The 23,005-nt window shown below is 39.8% G+C and carries 22 protein-coding genes and 2 tRNA genes; 4 read left to right on the top strand and 20 right to left on the bottom strand.

What is annotated here, in order from left to right; all coding sequences use genetic code 11:
- Positions 1 to 33: 33 nt before the first annotated feature.
- The 6 genes from MKX47_RS00520 to MKX47_RS00495 form a co-directional block, all read right to left on the bottom strand.
- Positions 34 to 660, bottom strand: a complete 627-nt coding sequence (locus MKX47_RS00520; protein ID WP_340770012.1) for a nitroreductase family protein — start codon at positions 658 to 660, stop codon at positions 34 to 36.
- Positions 661 to 672: 12 nt separating this feature from the next.
- Positions 673 to 1,122, bottom strand: a complete 450-nt coding sequence (locus tag MKX47_RS00515; RefSeq protein WP_340770010.1) for a MarR family winged helix-turn-helix transcriptional regulator — start codon at positions 1,120 to 1,122, stop codon at positions 673 to 675.
- Positions 1,123 to 1,275: 153 nt separating this feature from the next.
- Positions 1,276 to 3,303 carry an ATP-dependent zinc metalloprotease FtsH gene (ftsH, locus tag MKX47_RS00510; protein WP_340770007.1) on the bottom strand — a complete coding sequence of 676 codons (2,028 nt, stop codon included), beginning with the start codon at positions 3,301 to 3,303 and terminating at the stop codon, positions 1,276 to 1,278.
- Positions 3,304 to 3,462: 159 nt separating this feature from the next.
- Positions 3,463 to 4,005, bottom strand: a complete 543-nt coding sequence (gene hpt, locus MKX47_RS00505; protein ID WP_340770005.1) for a hypoxanthine phosphoribosyltransferase — start codon at positions 4,003 to 4,005, stop codon at positions 3,463 to 3,465.
- A gap of 32 nt (positions 4,006 to 4,037) precedes the next feature.
- Entirely contained in the window at positions 4,038 to 5,444 is a 1,407-nt protein-coding gene (gene tilS, locus MKX47_RS00500) for a tRNA lysidine(34) synthetase TilS (RefSeq protein ID WP_340770003.1), read from the bottom strand.
- A gap of 91 nt (positions 5,445 to 5,535) precedes the next feature.
- A complete protein-coding gene (locus tag MKX47_RS00495) occupies positions 5,536 to 7,905 on the bottom strand; it encodes a SpoIIE family protein phosphatase (protein ID WP_340770002.1) in 2,370 nt (789 codons plus the stop codon).
- Between the two features lie 236 nt (positions 7,906 to 8,141).
- Here MKX47_RS00495 and MKX47_RS00490 point away from each other — a divergent pair.
- From MKX47_RS00490 to MKX47_RS00480, 3 genes are all read left to right on the top strand, one after another.
- Positions 8,142 to 8,218: transfer RNA gene (locus MKX47_RS00490), tRNA-Met, on the top strand.
- A 7-nt stretch (positions 8,219 to 8,225) separates the two neighbouring features.
- Positions 8,226 to 8,297, top strand: a tRNA-Glu gene (locus MKX47_RS00485).
- Positions 8,298 to 8,403: 106 nt separating this feature from the next.
- The gene (locus MKX47_RS00480) at positions 8,404 to 8,622 is read left to right on the top strand and encodes a sodium:potassium antiporter (protein WP_340770000.1); all 219 of its coding nucleotides are present in this window, start codon (positions 8,404 to 8,406) and stop codon (positions 8,620 to 8,622) included.
- Between the two features lie 108 nt (positions 8,623 to 8,730).
- Here MKX47_RS00480 and MKX47_RS00475 read toward each other — a convergent pair whose 3' ends face one another.
- From MKX47_RS00475 to spoVT, 8 genes are all read right to left on the bottom strand, one after another.
- Positions 8,731 to 9,168 (bottom strand): S1 domain-containing RNA-binding protein, encoded by a 438-nt coding sequence (locus MKX47_RS00475; RefSeq protein WP_340769998.1) that lies wholly within the window; start codon positions 9,166 to 9,168, stop codon positions 8,731 to 8,733.
- Positions 9,169 to 9,355: 187 nt separating this feature from the next.
- The gene (locus MKX47_RS00470) at positions 9,356 to 9,793 is read right to left on the bottom strand and encodes an FtsB family cell division protein (protein WP_340769996.1); all 438 of its coding nucleotides are present in this window, start codon (positions 9,791 to 9,793) and stop codon (positions 9,356 to 9,358) included.
- Between the two features lie 47 nt (positions 9,794 to 9,840).
- Positions 9,841 to 10,296: a spore cortex biosynthesis protein YabQ gene (yabQ, locus tag MKX47_RS00465; RefSeq protein WP_340769994.1), complete on the bottom strand. Its 456-nt coding sequence runs from the start codon at positions 10,294 to 10,296 to the stop codon at positions 9,841 to 9,843.
- On the bottom strand, positions 10,296 to 10,595 hold the full coding sequence (yabP, locus tag MKX47_RS00460; RefSeq protein WP_340769993.1) for a sporulation protein YabP: 300 nt from the start codon (positions 10,593 to 10,595) through the stop codon (positions 10,296 to 10,298). Before yabP ends, yabQ begins: the two co-directional genes overlap by 1 nt.
- 84 nt (positions 10,596 to 10,679) lie before the next feature.
- The gene (locus tag MKX47_RS00455) at positions 10,680 to 10,970 is read right to left on the bottom strand and encodes an RNA-binding S4 domain-containing protein (protein ID WP_340769991.1); all 291 of its coding nucleotides are present in this window, start codon (positions 10,968 to 10,970) and stop codon (positions 10,680 to 10,682) included.
- A gap of 4 nt (positions 10,971 to 10,974) precedes the next feature.
- Positions 10,975 to 12,441 carry a nucleoside triphosphate pyrophosphohydrolase gene (gene mazG, locus MKX47_RS00450; RefSeq protein WP_340769988.1) on the bottom strand — a complete coding sequence of 489 codons (1,467 nt, stop codon included), beginning with the start codon at positions 12,439 to 12,441 and terminating at the stop codon, positions 10,975 to 10,977.
- 9 nt (positions 12,442 to 12,450) lie between these two features.
- Complete coding sequence (locus tag MKX47_RS00445) at positions 12,451 to 14,055, bottom strand: putative polysaccharide biosynthesis protein (protein ID WP_340769986.1); 1,605 nt, start codon at positions 14,053 to 14,055, stop codon at positions 12,451 to 12,453.
- A gap of 207 nt (positions 14,056 to 14,262) precedes the next feature.
- Positions 14,263 to 14,799, bottom strand: coding sequence for a stage V sporulation protein T (gene spoVT / locus MKX47_RS00440; RefSeq protein WP_340769984.1), 537 nt, complete (start codon positions 14,797 to 14,799; stop codon positions 14,263 to 14,265).
- Positions 14,800 to 15,024: 225 nt separating this feature from the next.
- Here spoVT and MKX47_RS00435 point away from each other — a divergent pair, with 225 nt between their 5' ends.
- Positions 15,025 to 15,351, top strand: coding sequence for a hypothetical protein (locus tag MKX47_RS00435; RefSeq protein WP_340769983.1), 327 nt, complete (start codon positions 15,025 to 15,027; stop codon positions 15,349 to 15,351).
- A gap of 62 nt (positions 15,352 to 15,413) precedes the next feature.
- Here the strand turns inward: MKX47_RS00435 and mfd are convergent, their stop codons facing one another.
- The 6 genes from mfd to MKX47_RS00405 all read right to left on the bottom strand — a co-directional run bounded on the left by mfd (position 15,414) and on the right by MKX47_RS00405 (position 22,984).
- The gene (mfd, locus tag MKX47_RS00430; protein WP_340769981.1) at positions 15,414 to 18,926 is read right to left on the bottom strand and encodes a transcription-repair coupling factor; all 3,513 of its coding nucleotides are present in this window, start codon (positions 18,924 to 18,926) and stop codon (positions 15,414 to 15,416) included.
- 87 nt (positions 18,927 to 19,013) lie between these two features.
- A complete protein-coding gene (locus MKX47_RS00425) occupies positions 19,014 to 19,241 on the bottom strand; it encodes an anti-sigma-F factor Fin (RefSeq protein ID WP_340769979.1) in 228 nt (75 codons plus the stop codon).
- Positions 19,242 to 19,298: 57 nt separating this feature from the next.
- A complete protein-coding gene (gene pth, locus MKX47_RS00420; RefSeq protein WP_340769977.1) occupies positions 19,299 to 19,862 on the bottom strand; it encodes an aminoacyl-tRNA hydrolase in 564 nt (187 codons plus the stop codon).
- A 73-nt stretch (positions 19,863 to 19,935) separates the two neighbouring features.
- A complete protein-coding gene (locus MKX47_RS00415) occupies positions 19,936 to 21,135 on the bottom strand; it encodes an MFS transporter (RefSeq protein WP_340769976.1) in 1,200 nt (399 codons plus the stop codon).
- A gap of 154 nt (positions 21,136 to 21,289) precedes the next feature.
- Positions 21,290 to 21,904 (bottom strand): 50S ribosomal protein L25/general stress protein Ctc, encoded by a 615-nt coding sequence (locus MKX47_RS00410; RefSeq protein WP_340769974.1) that lies wholly within the window; start codon positions 21,902 to 21,904, stop codon positions 21,290 to 21,292.
- A gap of 120 nt (positions 21,905 to 22,024) precedes the next feature.
- Complete coding sequence (locus MKX47_RS00405; protein WP_340769972.1) at positions 22,025 to 22,984, bottom strand: ribose-phosphate diphosphokinase; 960 nt, start codon at positions 22,982 to 22,984, stop codon at positions 22,025 to 22,027.
- Between the last annotated feature and the right edge of the window lie 21 nt (positions 22,985 to 23,005).

Below are 23,005 nucleotides of genomic sequence, written 5' to 3'. Positions count from 1 at the left end.
AACGCTTCTCTTATAGTCACCAATGCACTTCCGTTAAATAAAGCGCGTAATTTTTTCTGCTGTAATGCGTGATGTGTCGTGTGCAGGGATTGCTGCTTCACCTAAAGCGATTAATACAAGTGGAATTTCGTTGGCTGGTAAATTAAAGTATTGTGCAAACTGTACTTTATTAAAGCCACCCATCGTTACTGTATCATAGCCCATTTCTTTAGCTAACAGCATGAATTGCATCGAGACAAGCCCTGCATCAAACGAAACAATGCTTTTTAATACATCCTGTGGTAATGAGCTATAGAGCTTGCGAGAATTGGCAATCATCATATCCGCAACTTCCTGTGGCATCACACCTAAATCTACATTTGCTTGATAAATTTCCTCCGAGCGCTCATACATTTCTAAATCTCCTAGCACCGCAATCAATGCCGAACATGTTGCGACTTGTTGCTGGTTATTTGCAATGGGCAATAGTTCGTTTTTTACATCTTGATCTTGAATCACGAGAAAGCGCCAAGGTTGCATATTGCTCGATGAGGGTGCTGAAATCGCATCTTCAATTAGTTGGTGCAGCACTTCTTGTGGAATCATTACGCCCTCTTTATATTTACGGACAGATTTTCTTGCGTACATAAGTTGTTTAGCTGTTTGGAATGTTGATGTCATGAATATTTCCTCTTATCTTTCGTATTGATCACTATTATGCTGTAGGCGCATAAGAAAATTATTAAATAGCTCTAATTCTTGTTGTGAAAAATTAGAGGCTAGTTGTTCCAAATAATGATTTTTCTCTTTTTGACAGCACATCAATTGGCTGCGTCCTGCCTCCGTTATGCTGACAAGTACTTCACGATTATTTTTTTCGTTACGCTTGCGTTCAACAAGTTGCTCATCTTCTAACAGTTTTAAATGCCGAGTAATCGCTGCTTGGTCGATTTGCAGGGCTTGCTTTAAAATTTGCTGAGAGACGGTTCCTTTGTTGATGAGCGTAAACAAAAGCTCATAGCGCGTCATACTAATGTCTGTTTGTTGTTCAAATTGCTTCGTAACTTGCCGATCAATCGTCTTCATTAACAAAATAATTTGTTTCAGTTGCTCCATTTTCGCTTCAGGAACTCCCTTCTTCACCTTTTATAACAGCTCTGTACGATTTCTATATAAGACCAATCAACTGTTGACTAGTCAATTATAAAAGAAAATGATTAGAATGCAACACATTTGCTTTTGCAAGAATTAAAAACGAGCCCCTTGATTAATTCAAGGAGCTCGCGCGTTCATGCATTATTGTTTTGGTCGATCTTCATCAATGCCTTGTGGGCGCTCTAATGAAGTGTCTTTTGGTAAATCCTCTACTGTTGGTGACTTTGCTTCACCTGTAACCTCTGTATTGATTGAAGCGTTGCCAGCAGTTTCAACTGTCGGTGTTGCTTCTTTTTCTTTTTCAAGAGATACCGGCTCTGCATCAACTTCCACAGCTGGAAGTGTCCCGTGATCACGTAAATGTTCGATTTCTTGCGCATTTAATGTTTCTTTTGTCATTAACGTGTTCGCAATTAAATCGAGTAAATCGCGATTTTCAGTTAGGATGCGTTTTGTACGTGCATATTGCTCGTCAACGATACGTTGTACTTCTTTATCGATTTCGTAAGCAATTGTATCTGAGTAGTTTTGATCTGAGCCAAAATCACGACCTAAGAACGGGTTACCGCCTTGGTTTGAGCCGTATTGAACCGCTCCTAAATTACTGCTCATTCCATACTCTGTTACCATTGCACGTGCAATGCTCGTTACTTTTTGGAAGTCATTATGGGCACCTGTCGAAACTTCGCCAAGTACGATTTCTTCCGCAACACGTCCGCCTAATAAACCAGCGATACGGTCAAGTAACTCTTGCTTTGTCGTAAAGAAGCGCTCTTCTTTCGGTAACATAATCGCGTAACCACCCGCTTGACCACGTGGTACGATTGTTACTTTGTGAACTGTATCGGCTTCGTCTAATTCTAAACCAACAACAACGTGACCTGCTTCGTGGAAGGCCACAAGCTTTTTCTCTTTTGGAGAATAAACACGACTCGCCTTTGCTGGACCTGCGATGACGCGGTCAGACGCTTCGTCGATATCTGCCATGTTAATTGATTTTTTGTTTTTACGAGCTGCGACTAGAGCTGCTTCGTTTAATAAGTTTTCTAAATCGGCACCTGAGAATCCCGGTGTACGTTGTGCAACTGCACCTAAATCAACACCTTCTGATAAAGGCTTGTTACGCGCATGTACTTTAAGGATTGCTTCACGGCCTTTTACATCAGGGTGTCCAACCGTAATTTGACGGTCAAAACGACCAGGACGTAATAACGCCTTATCTAGAATATCTGGGCGGTTTGTTGCAGCGATAATAATAATCCCTTCGTTTGCACCGAAACCATCCATTTCAACTAGTAATTGGTTTAATGTTTGTTCACGCTCATCGTGACCACCACCAAGACCAGCACCACGTTGACGACCTACTGCATCAATTTCATCGATGAAAATGATACATGGCGCATTTTTCTTCGCGTTTTCGAATAAATCACGAACACGCGACGCACCGACACCGACGAACATTTCTACGAAGTCAGAACCTGAAATCGAGAAGAATGGTACGCCCGCTTCACCAGCTACCGCACGTGCAAGTAATGTTTTACCCGTACCTGGAGGACCTACAAGTAGAATCCCTTTAGGAATACGTGCACCGATATCTGTAAATTTGCGGTGATCTTTTAAGAAATCGACTACTTCAACAAGCTCTTGCTTTTCTTCATCAGCACCCGCTACATCGTTGAAGCGCACCTTTTTCTTCGAGTCATCAAATAGCTTAGCTTTTGATTTACCGAAGTTCATCACCTTATTACCGCCGCCTTGCGATTGGCTTAATAAGAAGAAGAACAGAATAATAATAATGACAAATGGAATGATGCTCGTAAGGAAAGTTACGAATCCACTTGTTTGGGCCGCTTCTTGTACCTTAACATCCGGGTATTTACCCTCTTGAATTTGGTTGATGCGATCTACAGAAGTTTGGTCATTTTGCAGAATGTTTACTGTAAATGTTTCACCATCTTTTGCGCCCTTCATTTCACCTACGATTTTATACACGCCTCGTTCAGGCTGTATAGAGATTTTTTCTACCTTCTCATCCTCTAATGCCTCGAAAAATGCATGATAATCTAGGTTTTCAGTTGTCTTTTTACCACTATTAAATGTTCCAAAAATCCCGATAATCACGAGAAATATTAGTAAATAAAATATGGTGTATCGAAATATTCGATTCATCCCCAGCCTCCTCACAACATTACAGAAAAACTATAAGTAAAATCTTAACATACGTTGAAAAATTCATACAACGAAAAGCACCTAACATTTTAAATGTTCATGCGAATTATGACAAAATCCGCTCAATTATCAATTTTGCCTCCCAATTTGCCCAATTGATTAAAATGAATATACTTCGCGTTTTAAAATCCCGATGTATGGTAAGTTACGATATTTTTCTGCGTAATCTAGACCGTAGCCTACTACAAATCCGTCTGGTACTTGGAAACCAACAACATCTGCTTCTAAATTTACTTTACGACCAGATGGCTTATCTAATAATGTTACGATTTTAATTGATTTTGCTTTACGGTACTTAAATAGATCAACTAAATAGCTTAATGTTAAACCACTATCAATAATATCCTCGATAATCATTACATCGCGGCCTTCAACACTTGTATTTAAGTCTTTTAAAATCTTTACTTCACCAGAAGAAACGGTTGCATTCCCATATGAAGTGACATCCATAAAGTCTAACTCAATATAAGAATCAAAGCGCTTCATTAAATCGGTCATGAAAGGCATGGCCCCTTTTAATACACCTACTGCTAACGGAAAGCTATCTTTGTACTCTTCTGTTAATTGTGCGCCTAGTTCTTTAATACGCTCTTGGATCTGTTCTTCTGAAATCATTATTTTTTCAATATCATTTTGAATCATGGGTAGATTCCTCCTTAGATTGTTTCAACTTTCTAACAACGTTCATCGCTTTCCACAACAAGCACACAATCATGCTTGGCCGACTTTACGTTGGAAAATTTATTGTTTACGCGTACAGCTAATAATGCTACCGGCTCGTCATTTGAATCCACTACTAACGGCCAATTAGCTCTTTTTACAAAAGGAATCTTGTCATCAATAAATAGGCGTGATACTTTTTTCTTTTGTTGCATGCCTTGTAGTGCAAGACGATCTCCTTTTTTAGGAGCTCTTACAACGAGTGGCAGTGCCATTGAAGAAGCCGTGAAGTATTTTGGCTGATGCTGTTGTAAAAATGCCTCATCGCATTGTGCAAGCTCCCCAACAAACACTCGAATATGTCCAAATGTATACCATCTGTTAAATGTCAGTTGTTGTGGTGCAAGTGAAGTATTTTCTCGCTTTTGTTCGAATACAACTTCATCGTAATGACGACGTGCAATAAAATTCTCAGGTAAATCGACAGAACGACTGCCGTCAGATGTATCAAATAACGCTAAAATCGTCGTACAAAGGGTATAACTTTGAATCGTATTTGAATCGTTATAAAGATAATTTAATAGTATTAAAATGAACCTTCTTTGTAAAGCAAGTGGTTCGCTTTGTAGCTTAGAAACCAACACTTTATAACAATTTGTATCAATTCTTTCAAAAAGACGGAAAAAACGCTCCTGCGCAAGTTCCATTAATAAGAAATCATCCTCAACTAATTGCTGCGAAATCTGAACAGCATGCTCTGACACTGATGCATTTTCCTGCTTGAATAAAGGGACAATATGATGGCGAAAACGATTTCGAGTATACACATCTTTTGCATTGCTCGCATCTTCTCGATACGTAAGTCCCTCGTTATGTAAATATTCCCCTATTTGTGCTTTTGTAACCGCTAAAAATGGACGAATAACAAATTGTTGTGCAAATGAACGAATGGGTAAAATTCCCTTTAAGCCATTTAATGAGCTTGCCTTTGTCAACGCCATGAGCATCGACTCTAATTGGTCATCTGCATGATGTGCTGTGACAAGTTTCGTAAAGCCTAACTCTTGCATAAGCTGCTCAAAAAATCGGTAGCGTTCTCGACGACAAATTGCTTGTGTGTTGCCCCCCTCTTGTTCATAAATATCGGCAATGGGAATGGCACAGCTATAGACGGGTATTTCAAAATCCCGACAATACTGCTCGACAAATAAACGGTCTTGTGCCGAAACGTCTCCGCGCAGCATATGATCCACATGCGCAGCCGCGATTTCCACCTGAAAATAATGGCGAAAACGTTGAAAAAAAGAGAGAAGCGCCATTGAATCAACGCCTCCCGAACAAGCTATCAATAATTTATCACCTGGCTGTACGAGCTGATGCTCTTTCATATATGCTAATACTCGATGCTCTAAACTATGCATCAAATTTACCTCACTTTCAATTACGCCGTTGCCCCAGGAACTCTTAATCTCACTCCAAAAATCCGCCTAAAAACAGGGCACATCCGCCGAATCAATTTAAACGGAAATCATCGGTCGGTCGAAAAACATGCCACGGCTTCGCTACATGCTGTAAACGAAACAGCATGACTGTGCAATCATCGGTTATTTCGTACTTTTGCTTATAATGTGTCATACAATCAAATAACGCTACTTGAATCGAGGCTCCCTGTGCTAGGCTTTCACGAATTGCCGCTATAAATCGCTTTTCCTGTACATCCCATTGTTCAGACGCCGTAAATAAGCCATCTGATACCATTAATATAATATCTTCCGCACGCAATTTCACCATTTCTGTATCCACTGCAAAGTCCGGTAAAAATCCAATTGGCGCACAGGTACTTTCTACTTTAAATAATTCGTCACCACGCAGCACATATGTCGTCATGCCGCCCGCTTTCCAGCACCATAAGTTCCCGAATTGTAAATCAACGAGCGCAAAATCCATCGTAGCATACATATCCGAATCATTTTTAAGCGATAACACATAGTGCATTGTATGCATCGCTGTTTCTGGGTCTAGATTATAGGCCAAGCACTGCTGTAGCGTTTGAATTAATCGCTCACTTTCTTCTTGTGCTGCCTGATTTCTACCCATCCCATCTGAAAGCATCATTGCTGTTAACCCTTTATGCAATGGGAAAACACGGTAGGAGTCCCCCGAAATGGCATGATCTTGATAGGAATACGTATATACATCATACTCCAATTGATAGCGAATTGCTGAACGAAACTTGAGCTGACGATAAAAAATTGGATGTCGCTGTTCACTGATGAGCTCGCCTTGCATTGGTTCATGAAGCCATTCAAACAAATGCTGTTCAAGCACCTGTATTATACCTTGCACATCCCCTTCATCCCCCAAATAAAAATTGACTTCACGCTCACCGACTTCATTGTTTTGCCACTCGATGTGGAGGCATTTTAAACCTTGCTCTATTAAAAACTGCTGTAGCTGATTCGAGGTTTCCGGCGCATCCAGCTCTTTTTGCTGATGCTGTAGTAATTGCTGTAAGTGCTCCGTTAAATCGCGTAATTGAAGGGCAATCATCTTTTTACCGTGATAAAATTGACGCTCCATTTGCTCCTTTTGTAGCGCTGCTTGAAGCTCCTCTAGTAATTTTCCGGATTTGATGCATTTACTTTTCAGTTGCTCTTCTGCCCGCAGCCATGTCACAGGCTTCGAGCTACGTCTTGCTAAACGCCAATTTTCAATAATCGGAACCATCTCTTGCTCGCCACCGAAGCATTGCGCTCGGCGAAAACAGCTCGAGCAAATTAAAAACGGATCACTCTGCGTAGGCTGATTTGTTGTCGCTGCTACATCTTTTGTAAATCGTTCAAATACAAGTTCTTTCATAAAGAACGCAAAATGTTGAAACTGCTGTAATTGCTGCTCCACCATTTCATTACGATGAATTCGAACAACGGGTGCTGATTGTTGTGTGTAGTAATCTTTGCATTCCTGCAAAAAGCTTTTCGGCACAAGCAAAAATAAAATGGCGCCTGTTAAACTTGATATAAAATACACGCTATCTAGTGGCATTGTCGCATCATAAAAAAAGAAAAATACACTTGGAAGCATGCTGAAAATCGCGACTAGGACGCGCCCATAAAGTTGAACAAAGCTCGCTACTAGCCCACTACAGGCATACAAAATCATCATCCCAGTAAAGGATAGATCCGCTAAACCTATTAAAAAACCAAGGGCTAACGTCAAAATAACCGTCGCGCCCATTGTCGATGTAAACGCCACAACGCAAATCAATAATTGGAGCATAATTTGTGGGAGTGAAAAATATAATACGACAAGCTCCTTCATCCCAACAATCAAGCTCGCTAAAATAAATACCGCTGCAACCATTTTATGCTTTGTCCATTCCTCACTACGCGCACCAGCTAGCGGGACAAGCTGATTTAAAAAAAATAATATCATCAGGGCAAACATGCTTTCATAAACAATCGAAACCGTAACTAAAACGGTTGGTAATCCACCATTGAGGGCGATTTGCCAAAGCATCTGCACAATCAATACAGCTGATAATAGCTGTGCATAAATGGATATTTTTAAATAAGGGAAACGGTGTAATGCCTCTAGCCATAGCAATTGTAGGAGCACTAGCATCCCTTGACCAAACCCTAATAAAAATGTTCCTAATAGTCCACCGATTAATACATATTTTTGATTAGTCGGGAGCTTTTCTCGCAGTACGAGCCAAAGAGGTAAAAATAGTGGTGCAATTGTGCCAAAAAATACAGCTTGTGCAAAACAAAAGGCAATAAATAGAAGACTGACTGCAAAGAGCTGCTTTTTATTGTTCAATTCATCGAGTTTTAGGCTAGGAAATATCTTTTCTTCTTGCTGACGATTAATTGTAACCATGCTACTCACCTTTTCTTTTTGTCGCTATTATAGAAAAGATACGATTAAAATTTTGTCTTTTTATAGTAGCCTCATCAAAAAAACGTTCGACGATTTACTACGTAACCGTGAAAAATGTAATATCTTAACACTTAACCATCTTAAAAAGAGAAGATATTGATGATTCTTAATCAAATTCCAAAAATAGTGTTGACACTTTCAACGCCGCCTTGTATTATTAATTTTGTTGTTAAATTGGCGGTGTAGCTCAGTTGGCTAGAGCACTCGGTTCATACCCGAAAGGTCGTGGGTTCGACTCCCTCTGCCGCCACCATTTTTTTGGCCCGTTGGTCAAGCGGTTAAGACACCGCCCTTTCACGGCGGTAACACGGGTTCGAATCCCGTACGGGTCATCATAAGGAGTTAGCTCTTTTTCGAAAAGAGTTGGCTCTTTTTTTGTCATTTAATAGAAATAATTAGCGATTTCACCTTATAATAGTAAGGAGGGAGGCGTTTATTTTGGTACAAAATTTTACATATTTAGCTTTTTTATGTGGTATTAGTATGTTGCTTGTCGTTGGTGGTGTTGTATTAACGAATTTACCACTGCCTTTTCAAATTATTATGATTGCAGTTGGCTTAGTTGGTGGGATTTTTTGTTTCATCACATTAATTCGCGTTCTCATTAAACATAATGCCGAAAATGCGGATAAATCTGCACCTAAGCAAAAGCGTTAATTTATTTAGAAACATAAACAAAAAGCTGATTCACATCGAGTTGCCTCTGTGTAAATCAGCTTTTTCATCTATATGACACTTTTTCTAAGTTTCAAATAGCCAGCAAAATTATCCTCTGCGAGCTCCTCGTCCACCACGTTTTGATTCAGTTGCACGTTTTAATGTAGTTAAGCGTTCATCGCTATCTTTTAAGAAGCGCGCCATTTTTTGCTCAAAGTTTTCTTTTGGTTGACGATCGTTGCGATCATTTGAACGATTGTTATCACGACGAGGACGTTGTGAACGCTCTGGGCGCTCTGGTCGCTCAGCTTGAGGCTTTGCTTTACGAATTGAAAGACCAATCTTACCATCCGCTTCAACATTCATCACTTTCACTTCGACTTCATCGCCGACTTTAAGGTGTTCGTTAATATCCTTTACATAGTTGTCTGCTACTTCACTAATGTGAACTAAACCTGTTTTTCCATCTGGAAGCTCAACGAATGCACCGAAATTTGTGATGCCTGTTACCTTACCTTGTACTTTGCTGCCTACTTCAATTGACATAAAAAAAATGCTCCTCCTTAAATTTTAAGAGACCTCTAATAAAAGTCGTTTATCAATTAATAATGAAACTTTTGTTTAATAGCTTCTCTTCTAATTATAGCTAACATAAAAAGAGTGTCAACAAGACACTCTTCCAAAAGGTAATAAATGACAAAGTTTTTTGTGATTCTCTGTTACTTTCGTGTCATTATTCGTCCTTTTTATCTGAATCTGTTTTTTCATCTTCTTTATCTACTGTTTTTGGAATGGTAAAGATAATCTCGCCTTCCTCAGAAAGGAAAAATTCCTTTCGTGCTAGCTTCGCGATATATTCATCATCTTCTAATTTTGATATTTGTAAATTTAACATTTCTTGTTTGGACAATGCTTCTTCTAATTGTGCATCTACTTCTGCTTTTTTGATTTGCTTTTCAGCAAGTCGCTCACTCTGCATACTTGAAAATTGAATTAAACCTACAATTGAAGCAATTGCAATGATTGAAAAGATAGCCAGTCTTCGGCGAAGTAATACAGCTTTTTTCGCCCTTTGTTTTGCTTTTTTAGCGTTTGGATTTGAACGGACATAATCATTATCAAGTGGTTGAACATTATTATGTAGCTCATCTTGACTATTTCGTTTTCCCACCGCCGTCTCCTCCTTTGCGTTCAAATAGTTGTTATCATTATACGAGTTCACTTCTTTATTTTAAAGCTTTTTAACAAATATTTCTTAAAAACTTTAATAAATGGATTGGTGATTACTATACAAAAAGCGATTATTAGCATCACAATTTTACGAATAAGCATCACGAAGACATGTCCAATTAAATAAATGGGCTTCACCACAAGATTCACAAAAACCCTTCCGATAAAACGCGCACTCCTTTGGAAAAACAGCTCATAACTCATAATCCCTACGATTTGTGCGAGTGGATCAACAAGTCGCCATTGACCTCCCTTAATTAAAAACAGTAAGTAAAATGTGCTTATCGCTAGTACGAGCCAAACGAGTCCTTCTAGAGGACGTGCGATATCACGAATAAATTTTATCGGCAATTGTCTTGTGATGATTCTTGTCCCATCAATAACCATACCCACGGCAATCCCGCTTATAAACATGACAATAATGCTTACAAGCTGTGTACTCATCATCCAAACAATTTATGGAGGAAGCTTTTCGATAATCCGCTTTCGCTATCATCGTATTGCAATTGTTTGACTTCTCCTTCTAATGTCAATAATCCCTTATCTACATCTAAATGCACAATGCGTAATTCTTCCCCGCGGATGAGTAAATGTCCTTCTGATGTGTTCACAAAAAATTCCTCTTGATCGAAGCGTTCAATGCTTTTTACTGATGTCATGTCCATTCGTTTTCGATTACGTACCGTTACTAAGTGATCTCCTGAAGAAATTGTATAGCGTGTACTTTCTTGATGAATTGTCATGCCAATCCCCCTTATCCTTCATAGTTGTACACTATATGCTTGTTTAAAAAAAAGCATGACAGATTTTTCTGTCATGCTTCATTTCTATTCTTCATCATCAATAAATTCTGGCTCGACTTTTTCAAGACGTTCTTCTTTAAGAATGGTAAACATTTTTAATGCATCTTCTTTTTTCACATTTTCGCGTATTTCCTCTACACGTGCTGTGACAATTTTTTGTCCGAAGCGAATCGCTAGCTCATCGCCTACTTTGACTGTGCTACTAGCCTTTGCCACTTTACCATTAATCGTGATACGGCCTTGTACGGCTACTTCTTTTGCTAATGTACGGCGTTTAATTAAACGTGAAACTTTTAAAAATTTATCTAAGCGCATCTCATTACTCTCCTTTTTCTAATCGTTTTGCTTCATCCCAAAAAAGATCTAATTCATCTAACGTAAAATCACTAAATGCTTTGCCGCTATTTTTCACACTGCTTTCTACAAAGTTAAAGCGACGCGCGAATTTTTCATTGGCATGTAGCATCGCCTCTTCTGGTGAAATCTTGTAGAAGCGTGCCAAGTTGACTAATGTGAACAATACATCTCCAAATTCATCCATGCGGCTTGTTGCTTCACCATTTGTAATTTCTTCACGGAATTCTTGCCATTCTTCCGCAAATTTATCCCATGCGTCTTCTACATTTGGCCAATCAAAGCCCACTGTTGCTGCTTTTTTCTGATAGTTATATGAGGTTTGAAGTGCGGATTCAGGGCGATATTCACTTTTAAGTAACGGCTCGTCCCCTATCGCGCCTTTTTCTTCCTTCTTTATCGCTTCCCAGTTTGCAACAACGGCATCGGCATCTTCTACGGATACATCCCCAAACACATGTGGATGGCGGCGAATCATTTTTTCGCTGATGGATGCGAGTACCTCTTCTAATGTGAAGTAACCATTATCCTCACCGATTTGTGCATGTAAGAATACTTGTAAAAGTACATCCCCAAGCTCTTCTACCATTGCGAAGTCGTCCTCTGCATCGACCGCAGCTAAAAATTCATGTGTCTCTTCTAATAAATATTTCTTCAATGATTCATGCGTTTGCTTTTGATCCCAAGGACATCCATCTGGGCCACGCAATTTCGCAATGATTTGACGGAATGTTACCCAATCACGTAATGCTTCTTCGTCTGCTTTGACAGGTGGTACATAAACCGTCGTTAAATTATTAATTTCTGCTGCTTGATCTAGCTCATATAATGGCACCGTGCGTAATTGCTCTTGCGACGAACCCGCTGCTGTGACAATCGTGACGGGATAGTCATCACGGTATTTTTCCATTAATGTGAGCTTGACTTCAGATGCACTGAAGGAATCATACACTTGCGCAATTAATATGTGTTGACGCATATTAATGTCATGCATGGACATGCTTGTGCCGTCTAAGAGCTGGAAGCCTTCGATAGGGTCAATTTTTAATGCGCCAAAAATCGGATCTAAGAAGCTTTGGCCACCCTCGATCACAAGCTTGATTTTGCCTTGACGGTCTGCCTCGATTAAATGCTGCACCGTTTGCTCCGCCACTAATGGATGCCCTGGTACAGCATACATAATGTCTTCCTTTTCCACAGCTTTAATTAAGCGCTCTGCAATTTCCTCGTATACAGGACCGAATGCACCGTGCTTAATGTACACTTCGTCAAAGCTCTGAAATGTGAGCCCTTCCTTTTTTAAATCCTGTAGTACAGGATGATCTTCTGTACGCACATATAAATTTTTTGCGGCTTTTATCTTTTTATAAACACCCATTTGCATTTGTTCAAAATCGGCTGCACCTAAGCCGATGACTGATAATTGATTCACACAATACACCTACTTCTTTCGATTTAACCATAATTGATACATCGCCATGCGACGACCTAAAGGAATTAAAAACCAGTCCTTTTCCGTCAACACGCGCATTTTCGCTACCACTGTAATAAAACTAAATGCCCCGAGCGCTACGAGAACTCCACTATAAATAAGCGCTACCGAGCGACGCATCACAGGCGCTGTAAACACCAAATCTAAAAGGAATACCGCGCACAAGACGGTCACAATCATTGCACTACTTGCGACAAGTAGCTTTCGATAATACATGGCCGATGCTAAACGGCTTACCGCTATTTTTTTCATATAAAGAACGAATGCCACTGCTGCGAAAATTAAGCCCCCTGTACTTGCGATTGCTGCACCTAACACACCTAAAGTCGGGATAAGTAACATATTTCCGACCCATTTTAACACAATGCTCATCAGCAAAAAGAGCGCAGGCATTTTTAATTTACTATAGCCTTGCAACACCGCCGTAAACGTTAAGATAATTGATAGCGGGATAATTTGCACGACATATAAGCGCAATGTATTGGAATAGCTATCAGTCGTAAATAAAAGCATGTTTACATAGGGCATCACCAGTAGAAGTCCTAACGCTGCTGCTACACCAAATAATAGCGAGCTACGATAGGTCAATTGAATAAACGGTTTTGCCCCACGTCCATTGCTTGCCTTTGCTTTTATTGCAACAAGCGGGACAATCGCTAAGGAAAGTGATGTCGCAATGACAATCCCAAGCTGCACAAGCGGCTGCCCCCGGTCATAAATTCCTTTTGCTTCCATTGCTTGAACGACTTCCATACCAGATGCCACAAGCATTTTAAAAATCGTAAAAGAATCCACCAGTTGAAAACATAATAGTAATAACGCACTCATGCTAATCGCGATACTATAGAGCGTGACCTCCTTTAAAATGGGCCAAACCGCGACTTTTATTCTCACAATGGGCTGCTGTTCCCGTTTTAAAAATAATAATAACAGAATCATTCCAGCTACTTCACCAATGACCGTTCCTAATACCGCCATTTTCCCCGCATTATACACAGAAGTAGTAAACTGTAGCAGCACATTCGTTCCAAATAATATGATCGCCACACGAATCGTTTGTTCAAATACTTGTGCGTAGGCAACCGGTCGCATATCATTACTCGCTTGAAAGGTCCCTTTTAATAAAGCGACTAGCGGCATACACAATGTAATGAACGCGCCTATTTTCAGTAATCCCGCTAACTCGGCATCGTCCATCAAAGCAGCCAATGTATCCGCTCCAAAAAATAGCAAACTAAAAAATAGTAGTGAGAGCACGGTTAAATAAATAAAAATAACGCGTGATACAGCACGCTTTTCTATGGCCGTACCGCTTCGTGCTTCAATATCTGCTAGCATTTTGGAAATCGCTACCGCAAACCCGCTTGATGTCCAAACAACAAAAAATGAAATAAATGGATAAACTTGTTGATAGACATAAAAGCCTTGGTCGCCTACTAGATTTTGAAAAGGCACTCGGTAAACCGCACTTAATATTTTGACAATCAGTGCTGCCATTGTCAGTAATAGCGCACCCTTCATATAATTTTTCATTCCAAAATTTTGCGAAGACATTCTATTTCCCTTCTCTACTGCATACAATGTATTAATTATAGCATGAAACGCCATTTGTAAAATTAGACGTTCTAGCATTGGAAAAACACATTTCGCGGCAATTAACGCGAAATACTGGTCTTTCTAATGTAAATTCCTTGAAAGGACATTATACTTTCCTATTCACAAACAAAAACGCCCACTTTTCATGGACGTTGTTTTGAGCATTTAGTTTTCCATTTGTTTTGCTAAAAAATTGGCTGCTGCTTCTGCGGCCTTCTGTTCCACATCTCCTATGAAATGCACCTTTGAAAATAAGTAAACGGCTCCAATCGAATCACCTTGCGCAATAATGGGCACAATACAGAAGGATTTTACTTGCTCATGCTGCCCTGTCACAAGCTCAATGGATTGCTCTAGCTTTTCAACGGTTGTTGTACGACTTTTAATACTATCTTCAGAAAAAATCGTCAACCGTCTCGCTAAGTAATCTTTTTTAGAGACACCTGCAACGGCAATCATCTCATCACGGTCACTAATACATGCTGGCGTACCTATAATTTCAAATAGGCTTTCCACATATTGTTGAGCAAATTCACCTAAATCATTAATGGGTGAATATTTTTTTAAAATGACCTCACCTTCTCGGTCAGTATAAATTTCTAACGGATCACCTTCACGAATACGCAATGTTCTACGAATTTCTTTCGGGATGACAACACGACCTAAATCATCGATGCGACGAACTATTCCTGTTGCTTTCATCGTTTATGTTCCCTCACTTTCACATCTAGTTACATCAAGATGCTACTAGTTTGGCTAAAAAGAATTAAAGCTATGCATGCCTTGCTCATGAAATTTTTTATTCATTCGCTTTTTACAAGCTTTTTACGTAATTCGATTAACGACAATCAAATTTTTATTAGTTTAAGTTCCTATTAGTTTGGTTTGCAAAAAAAACGGTAACAGAATATATAGGAGGTGTTGGAAATGCTAAAAGTCGATGCGATTGTCTCTACACCAGATGCATATCGTCAACAACAATATTATGCTGGGACGCATTTAGCGCATTACCCGAAAAGTGTACCTAAACGTGTGGAGGCTATTTCAAAATTTGAAAATGGTATTTTTAAACGTTATTTAGAAAAACCAAACGGTCAACGGGATCTTACAATGACCTCCACAACACGTGAAAAACAATTTTTAGCATTACGTCAGGAGCATCGCAATCGCGAAGAGCTATTCCAACGACTAAATTATCAGCATGGTGTTCACTATAGCGCTCAGCACTCTATAAAATCGATAGTAGAATTATAGTTTATTCATATAAAAAAGGGATAGTAAGAAGTGAATTACTTCTACTATCCCTCTTTTCCCTTTTAGCTTTCCTTTTTTGCCCCTGCAATGACTTCCATCATTTTTTCTACCACATCAAACGGTAATTGATTGCCACATTTCTGATAATCGATGGTAATTACAAGCTGAATACCTTCCATTCCAAAGCCCACTGCGCGTCCAAAGCTCATTGACTGCTCAACAATTTTCGCCCCGTCAGCGTTTTGCGTTCCTTCTTCAGATAATGTAATCGATACCACTTGCTGTTTTTCTTTAATGGATAGAACTCCTGCTTGTGCTGCCCATACCTTCATACGGGCTATACGCATCAAGCGCTCCGTTTCAACAGGTAAATCACCAAATCGGTCCTGCATTTCATCGATAATTTCACCGTAATCCTCCAAACGCTCCATCGCTTTAATGCGCTTATACATCTGGATTTTTTGATAGCCATCTGGGATATAGGCATCTGGAATATACGCATCTATATGCATCATTACTTCGATATCTGGCTTCTCTTCTTTTTTCACCCCTGTGCGACGCTCTTCAACTGCCTCTTCAAGCATTTGCGAATAGAGATCGAAGCCGACTGAATCGATAAATCCATGCTGCTGTGCACCTAGTAAATTTCCGGCACCACGAATCGATAAATCACGCATCGCAATTTTGAAGCCTGAACCAAGCTCTGTGAATTCCTTTACCGCTTGTAGACGCTGCTCGGCGACCTCTGTTAGCACCTTATCGCGCTCATACATAAAGTACGCATAGGCAATACGATTGGAACGCCCCACACGCCCACGCAATTGATACAGCTGCGATAAGCCCATGCGATCTGCATCATGCACAATCAATGTATTTACATTTGGAATATCGACACCGGTTTCGATAATCGTTGTCGTTACCAATACATCATATTCCCCATCGATAAACGATAAAATAACGGATTCTAGTTTTGCCTCTGTCATCCGACCGTGTGCAAACGCTACACGCGCATCTGGGACAAGCATTTGAATTTCCTCGACGCGACGTGTAATATCCTCAACGCGGTTGTATAAATAAAACACTTGCCCTCCACGCGCCATTTCACGCTCGATAGCTTCACGCACCAGCGCACCATTATGCTCCATTACATACGTTTGTACTGGGAAACGGTTTTGTGGTGGTGTTTCAATGACCGATAAATCGCGCACACCGACCATCGACATATGCAGCGTTCGTGGAATTGGTGTTGCGGTTAACGTTAATACGTCAACATTCGTACGTAGCTGCTTAATTTTTTCTTTATGTGTTACACCAAAGCGCTGTTCTTCATCGACAATGAGTAAGCCTAAATCATGATACGCGACGTCCTTTGATAAAATACGGTGCGTACCAATGACGATATCCACCGTACCTTCGCGTAAACCTTTTAACGTTTCTGTCTGCTGCTTTTTCGAACGGAAACGACTAAGTAGCCCCACATTGATCGCATAGTCTTCAAAACGCTTGGCAATCGTTTCGTAATGCTGCTGCGCTAAAATCGTTGTAGGTACCAAAAAGGCGACTTGCTTGCCATCTAAAATCGCTTTAAAGGCCGCGCGAATCGCTACTTCTGTTTTACCATAGCCAACATCACCACAAACAAGGCGATCCATCGGGCGTTCGCGTTCCATATCTTTTTTCACTTCAACGATTGTACGTAATTGGTCTTCGGTTTCTTCATATGGGAAAGCTGCCTCAAAGCTGCGCTGCTCATCTGAATCCGGTGAAAATGCAAAGCCCTTTTCTGCCTCGCGCTTGGCATAGAGCTTGATTAAATCATCCGCAATATCCTGTACAGCTTTTGAAACCTTTGTATGCGTCTTTTTCCACTCTGTGCCACCTAGCTTATGTAGCTTTGGCTCTTTTTCACCTGATGGTACATAGCGTTGAATTAACTCAATTTGATCAACCGGCACATATAGCTTATCATCTTCACGGTACCGTACATGTAAATAATCTTTATGTGTATTGCTCACGACGAGCGTTTCTATCCCGATATATTTCCCTATCCCATGATGCACATGCACTACATAATCACCTGGTTTGATTTCGGTATAGGATTTAATACGCTCTGCATTAGTCATTTGCTGTGGACGTGATTTTTTCTTCGCCTGCTGCTTGAATAATTCATCATCTGTTACAACGGCTAGACGTTGCTGTGGCAATTCAAAGCCGGCTGACAATGCCGCATTGACAATATAAACTCCTGGTGCATTAGCAAAACCAATGGTCGCTTGAATATGGTAGTCGTCCATTAAATTTTGAATTGCCTTCATACGCTCGTCAGAATCCGCTGTAAATAGCACAACAAACTTCTCTTGTAACCATCGCGCAATCTCGTTTTGTAATAACGCCATTTGTCCATGGAACTGTTGCATTGGCTTACATGAAAAATTGATGGTCTTTTTCACTGTCACACCAGCAAATGTCCGTGTAAATAAGGCAAAATAGAGCTTTGGTTGCTGGAGCATGGAGAGCACTTCTTTCAATGAAAACGACGGCTTGACATCATGTAGCATTTTGCCATCTTCAATCAAAGAAATAAACCACTCATGTTCTTCGCGCTCCCACGCCTCCATCACTTCTTGAATGCGACCAAGCTCATCAAATAATACAATCCCATCCTGCGCAAAATAATCGCCTAAAAAGTGAGGTTTTTCAAATAATAACGAACCGTATTTTGCAAGATGGTCTGGTAATTGCCCGTGACGCAATAGCTCTATATCCTGCCCAATATGTTCTAGTAGTAGCTCTTGCGTTTCTTTTTTGCGCACCTTTTTCAAACTTGTCGCAAGGGACGCCTCTAAACGCTCTGCTAAAATAACACGCTGGGCATTTGTGATGAACAGCTCGGTTGCCGGTAAAATTGTCAGCTGTTGTAATTTTTCAATGGAACGTTGATCGTCTGCTGAAAACGTACGAATTGAATCAACCTCTGTATCAAATAGCTCTAAACGTACGGGATTATCCATATAAGGCGGGTATACGTCTAAAATGCCTCCACGCAATGCAAACTCACCTGGTGATGTGACCATTTCACTACGGGTGTAGCCTATTTCGACCAACATATGTAACCAATTTTCTACGATAATATCTTGTCCTACAGCTGTTTGTAATTCATGGCCAGACCAATCCTTTGGTGCGTTCAGCATTTTGCGCATGCCAGCCACAGGAATGATATAAATACCGCGTTCCTTATTTATTAAACGCCCTAGTGTCGCAATACGCTGTGCACGTAATTCTGGTGATGAAGTTGTCACATTCGCTGCGATAAACTCTTCTGCTGGATAGTAATGAACCATATCTTCCCCAACGAGCGCACTTAAATCATCGACGAGCTTTTGACCTTGCAATAAGTTTGATGACAAAATATAAATCGATTTATTCGTTTCTTCAAATATAGAATGAATTAATGCTGGCCTCGCACTGCCTGTTAGCCCTGTTATGAGACTATCATTTGCCGTTCCAGACTGTAGTTGTTGCAAAAAATTATGAATCTGCTTATCTTGTAAAAACAATTGGTGAATCGTACTCATATTCAAGCTCCTTTCTGCTTTAATTGACGAATAGTAAAACGGAAAAAGCCTTGGCGCGAATATTCGCGACCAAAGCAACTCCCTCCTTTACTGTAACCATTTTTTCAGTGCATAATAATCTGGGAACTGGCGTAATGACTGCTCACAATGCTCACAAATACTGTGGACAATCGTTTCACCTTGCTCGTTTTTTTCAACGAAATCATCCATTTCACCGATTTCAAATAAATGCAGCTTATGAATCGTTTTTTCCGCATCAAATGGTAAGCTTCCCATCTCTACCTTACAATGTCGACAGCGATAACGAATCGGCATGTAATATGCCTCCTTTATACGTCGTATATGGTAAAGTATAGCCGTATTGGTTTGAAATTATGCGCCGTTAAATTGATTCATTACTTCTAAAAATGGCTTTTTTAATGCCATTTCAACTGCGTCACAGCTTTTATCAATCGCTTCTTTCACAACTGGCTGATCTTCTTTTGAAAACTTCGATAGCACATAGTCTGCCACTTTCATACCTGCTGGTGGACGATTGACCCCCACACGAATCCGATTAAATTCTTGCGTGCCTAAGTGCTGAATCAGTGATTTAATACCGTTATGGCCACCTGCACTTCCCTTTGCACGTAAGCGTAATTTGCCTGTTTCTAAATCTAAATCATCGTAAATCACAATGATATCTTCTAGGTCAATATCAAAATAATCCATAAGCGGGCGCACACTTTCACCCGATAAATTCATATATGTTAAAGGCTTCAATAAAATGACTTTGCCTTCAGGACGATGCACGCTTGCATACATGCCATTAAACTTACTTTGATTTAATGGGGCATTCCAGCGATTTGCTAATTCATCAATGACATCAAATCCAATGTTATGGCGTGTATGTTCATATGGTTTGCCAGGATTCCCTAAACCAATAATTAATTTCACTACATATCGCATCCTTTTTCTCTAATCGCTTCTATTTTACCATAGATTGATTTGAAAAGTGAGACAGCTTGATTTAGGTAGCGCTGCGTTTTTTTCGGACGAAATACAAAACAAAGAAACCTACTGCTGCTAAAAAGCGTACGGCTGTCGATAAATACATTGCCACATCCATCGAATATGTTTCTAATAGCCAAATGCCGATTTGCGGAGACGTAAAGGCGATAATGGCCAACAATACATTGTAAGATGTAATACAATATGTACGTACTTCTTGCGGTGAATTTTCAAGTAATAAATTAAATAAAATGAGCACCGTACCCGAAACGAAAACGCCCGACAACATCGACATTGCCGTTAAATAATACAAGTTTGTCGATAACACCATAGATAGTGGCGCGGTCGACATCCCAAATGCCACCCATACAAACACACGCATATTGCCGTATTTTTCAGACCACTTTTTCCATAAGCCAAATGAAAAAATTTGCGCTAACATATTTGCCACATTAAACATACTAATCCAGAAAATTGTTGCTTCCGCATAACGCACATTATAAATATTAAAAAGACCCCATGCCATTTGCCAGCCAAAGTTAAAAACGAGCGCAATGACTAAAAATAGGACATACTGATTATTTTTGAAAATGGACCAATTCATTGCCCGGTTTTTCTCTTCCTTTATATCGCGTACGGGCTCGTCATGCTTGATAATGAAATATAATTCCACGAGCCCAACTAAAAACGTAAACATAAATAAGATTTGATAGGCTAATTTATTCGTCGTCATATCTTTCATAACGACACCAATGGTTAATGTCACCACAAGTCCTACAATTGTTAGTAAACGATTGCGGTCACTAAAAAATTGCGCACGGCGATGGTCTTCTATTAAATTACCAATAAACGATTGCCACCCCATAGTAGCCATCGTATTGGGGATACTCATCGTGGCGATTAGCCCTAATAATAGCCACGAACCAAAGCTCCCCGGCACATAGCTTACAAAGGCAATTAATAAAAAGATAAAGCGTGCCGCAACAACTGAAAAGGCAACTAATTTTTTTTGCTCGATCGCGCGGTTTAATAAAATAGCTGCTGGTAACGTCATAATAAGCGTTACAAGTGGTGGTAATGAGCTAATGAGTCCGACTTGATAATTCGTTGCGCCAAGAATCGTCATCGCAAAAATCGGAACATAGCTATTTGAAGTATTTTGTGCTACAGCTGAAGCCATGCCGTGATAAATACTCATTTTTTCATTATATGTTTTCATTTAAACCTCTATTTTTCTTAATATTTGCTCTTATCAATCTCATTATACTGATTTTCTTTCGGAAGTCGAAGTTTTTTTAAAAAAATAAAAACCGTCCCAAATATAGGACGGCTTTCACATATTTATCTTTATGATCTGGATTGTCAGCTAATTGCTAGTCTTGCGTTGCTTCTCCATCATCTGCTGTAACATTGTCAGCCTCTGCTTCTTCAACTTGTGGTGCTGGTGGTGTTACTGTTGCCAATGTGTACGCATCTTCCTCAACGATTGTAAATTGGCTATAATTGTCACGGACATGTCCTACCGATAATGTATCACCAATAGCTAGTCCAGAAATATCGATTTCAAGATTGTCTGGAATTTCACTCGGTTTTACCTTTACTTTCACGGTATGATTCGGTTGTGTTAAGACACCACCTTCTTTTACACCAACTGAAGTGCCGACTAATAAAATTGGCACGTCCACTTCTAGCTCTTCTTTCATGTTAATGGCAAGGAAATCAACATGCTTTACATGACCTTTAATCGCATCTCGCTGAATATCTGTTAAAACGGCATTCATCTGTTTGCCGTCAATCTCAATTTTAAATACACTCGTATATCCCTGAGACTGTACTGCCTTTGCCGTTTCTTGATAATCCAATGAAATCGGCGTTGATTCTGTTTGATAACCATAAAGCACCGCAGCTAACTGGCCACCTTTTCGTAATTGGGTTAATGTTGAACGCTTCCCAGCTTCTCGCTTATTGGCTTTTAATACTGTTGTCATCTTCATATCCCCCTTAAATTAGAATACAGATATATGTTTTCCCTACTCGCCCATTATTTAAACATGGAAAATAAAAAAGCAGCCTAGGAAATTTAATTCCTAAGCTACTTCACTTATCCATTAATCAAATAAAGTACTTACTGATTTATTTTCATAAACACGAGAGATTGCATCTGCCATTAATTTTGCAACGGATAATTGCTTGATTTTTGGAGATAGCTTATCTTCGCTTAATTGAATTGTGTTTGTTACCACTAATTCTTTAATCGAAGAATTTTCAATACGCTCGATTGCTGGGCCAGATAATACTGGGTGTGAACAGCAAGCGTAAACTTCTTTTGCACCGCTCTTAATTAATGCTTCTGCACCGATCGTAATTGTACCTGCTGTATCGATAATATCATCGATTAAGATACATACTTTTCCATCTACGTTACCGACAATGTTCATAACTTCCGCTACGTTTGGTTTTGGACGGCGTTTATCAATAATTGCAATCGGTGCTTTTAAACGCTCTGCCATTTTACGAGCACGCGTTACACCACCGTGGTCTGGAGAAACAATTACTAATTCGTCTTCATTGAAACCTTTTGAACCGAAATGTTCAGCAAGTAAAGGTACTGCTACTAAGTGGTCGATTAAAATATCGAAGAAACCTTGAATTTGAGGTGCGTGTAAATCTAATACGATTACACGTGTAGCACCAGCAGTTTCAAGTAAGTTTGCAACTAATTTAGCAGTGATTGGCTCACGTGCTTTTGCTTTACGGTCTTGACGTGCATAGCCATAGTAAGGCATTACTACGTTTACTGTACGAGCAGATGCACGTTTAACAGCATCAACCATAATTAAAAGTTCCATTAAATGCTCATTTACAGGAGCAGAAGTAGATTGAACAATAAATACATCCATCCCACGAATACTTTCTTCAATGCTAATTTGGATTTCTCCATCACTAAAGTGTTTAACAGATGATTTCCCTAGTTCTACACCCATTTCGTCTGCAATCTCTTTGGCAAGGGGATTGTTTGAGTTTAATGAGAAGATTTTTAATTTTGAGTCAGCGTATTGATACGGCATGATGGCCTCCTGAATTTTAGA

Source organism: Solibacillus sp. FSL R7-0668 (assembly GCF_038006205.1).
GTDB lineage: Bacteria > Bacillota > Bacilli > Bacillales_A > Planococcaceae > Solibacillus.
This window is presented reverse-complemented; position numbering and strand designations above follow the sequence as displayed.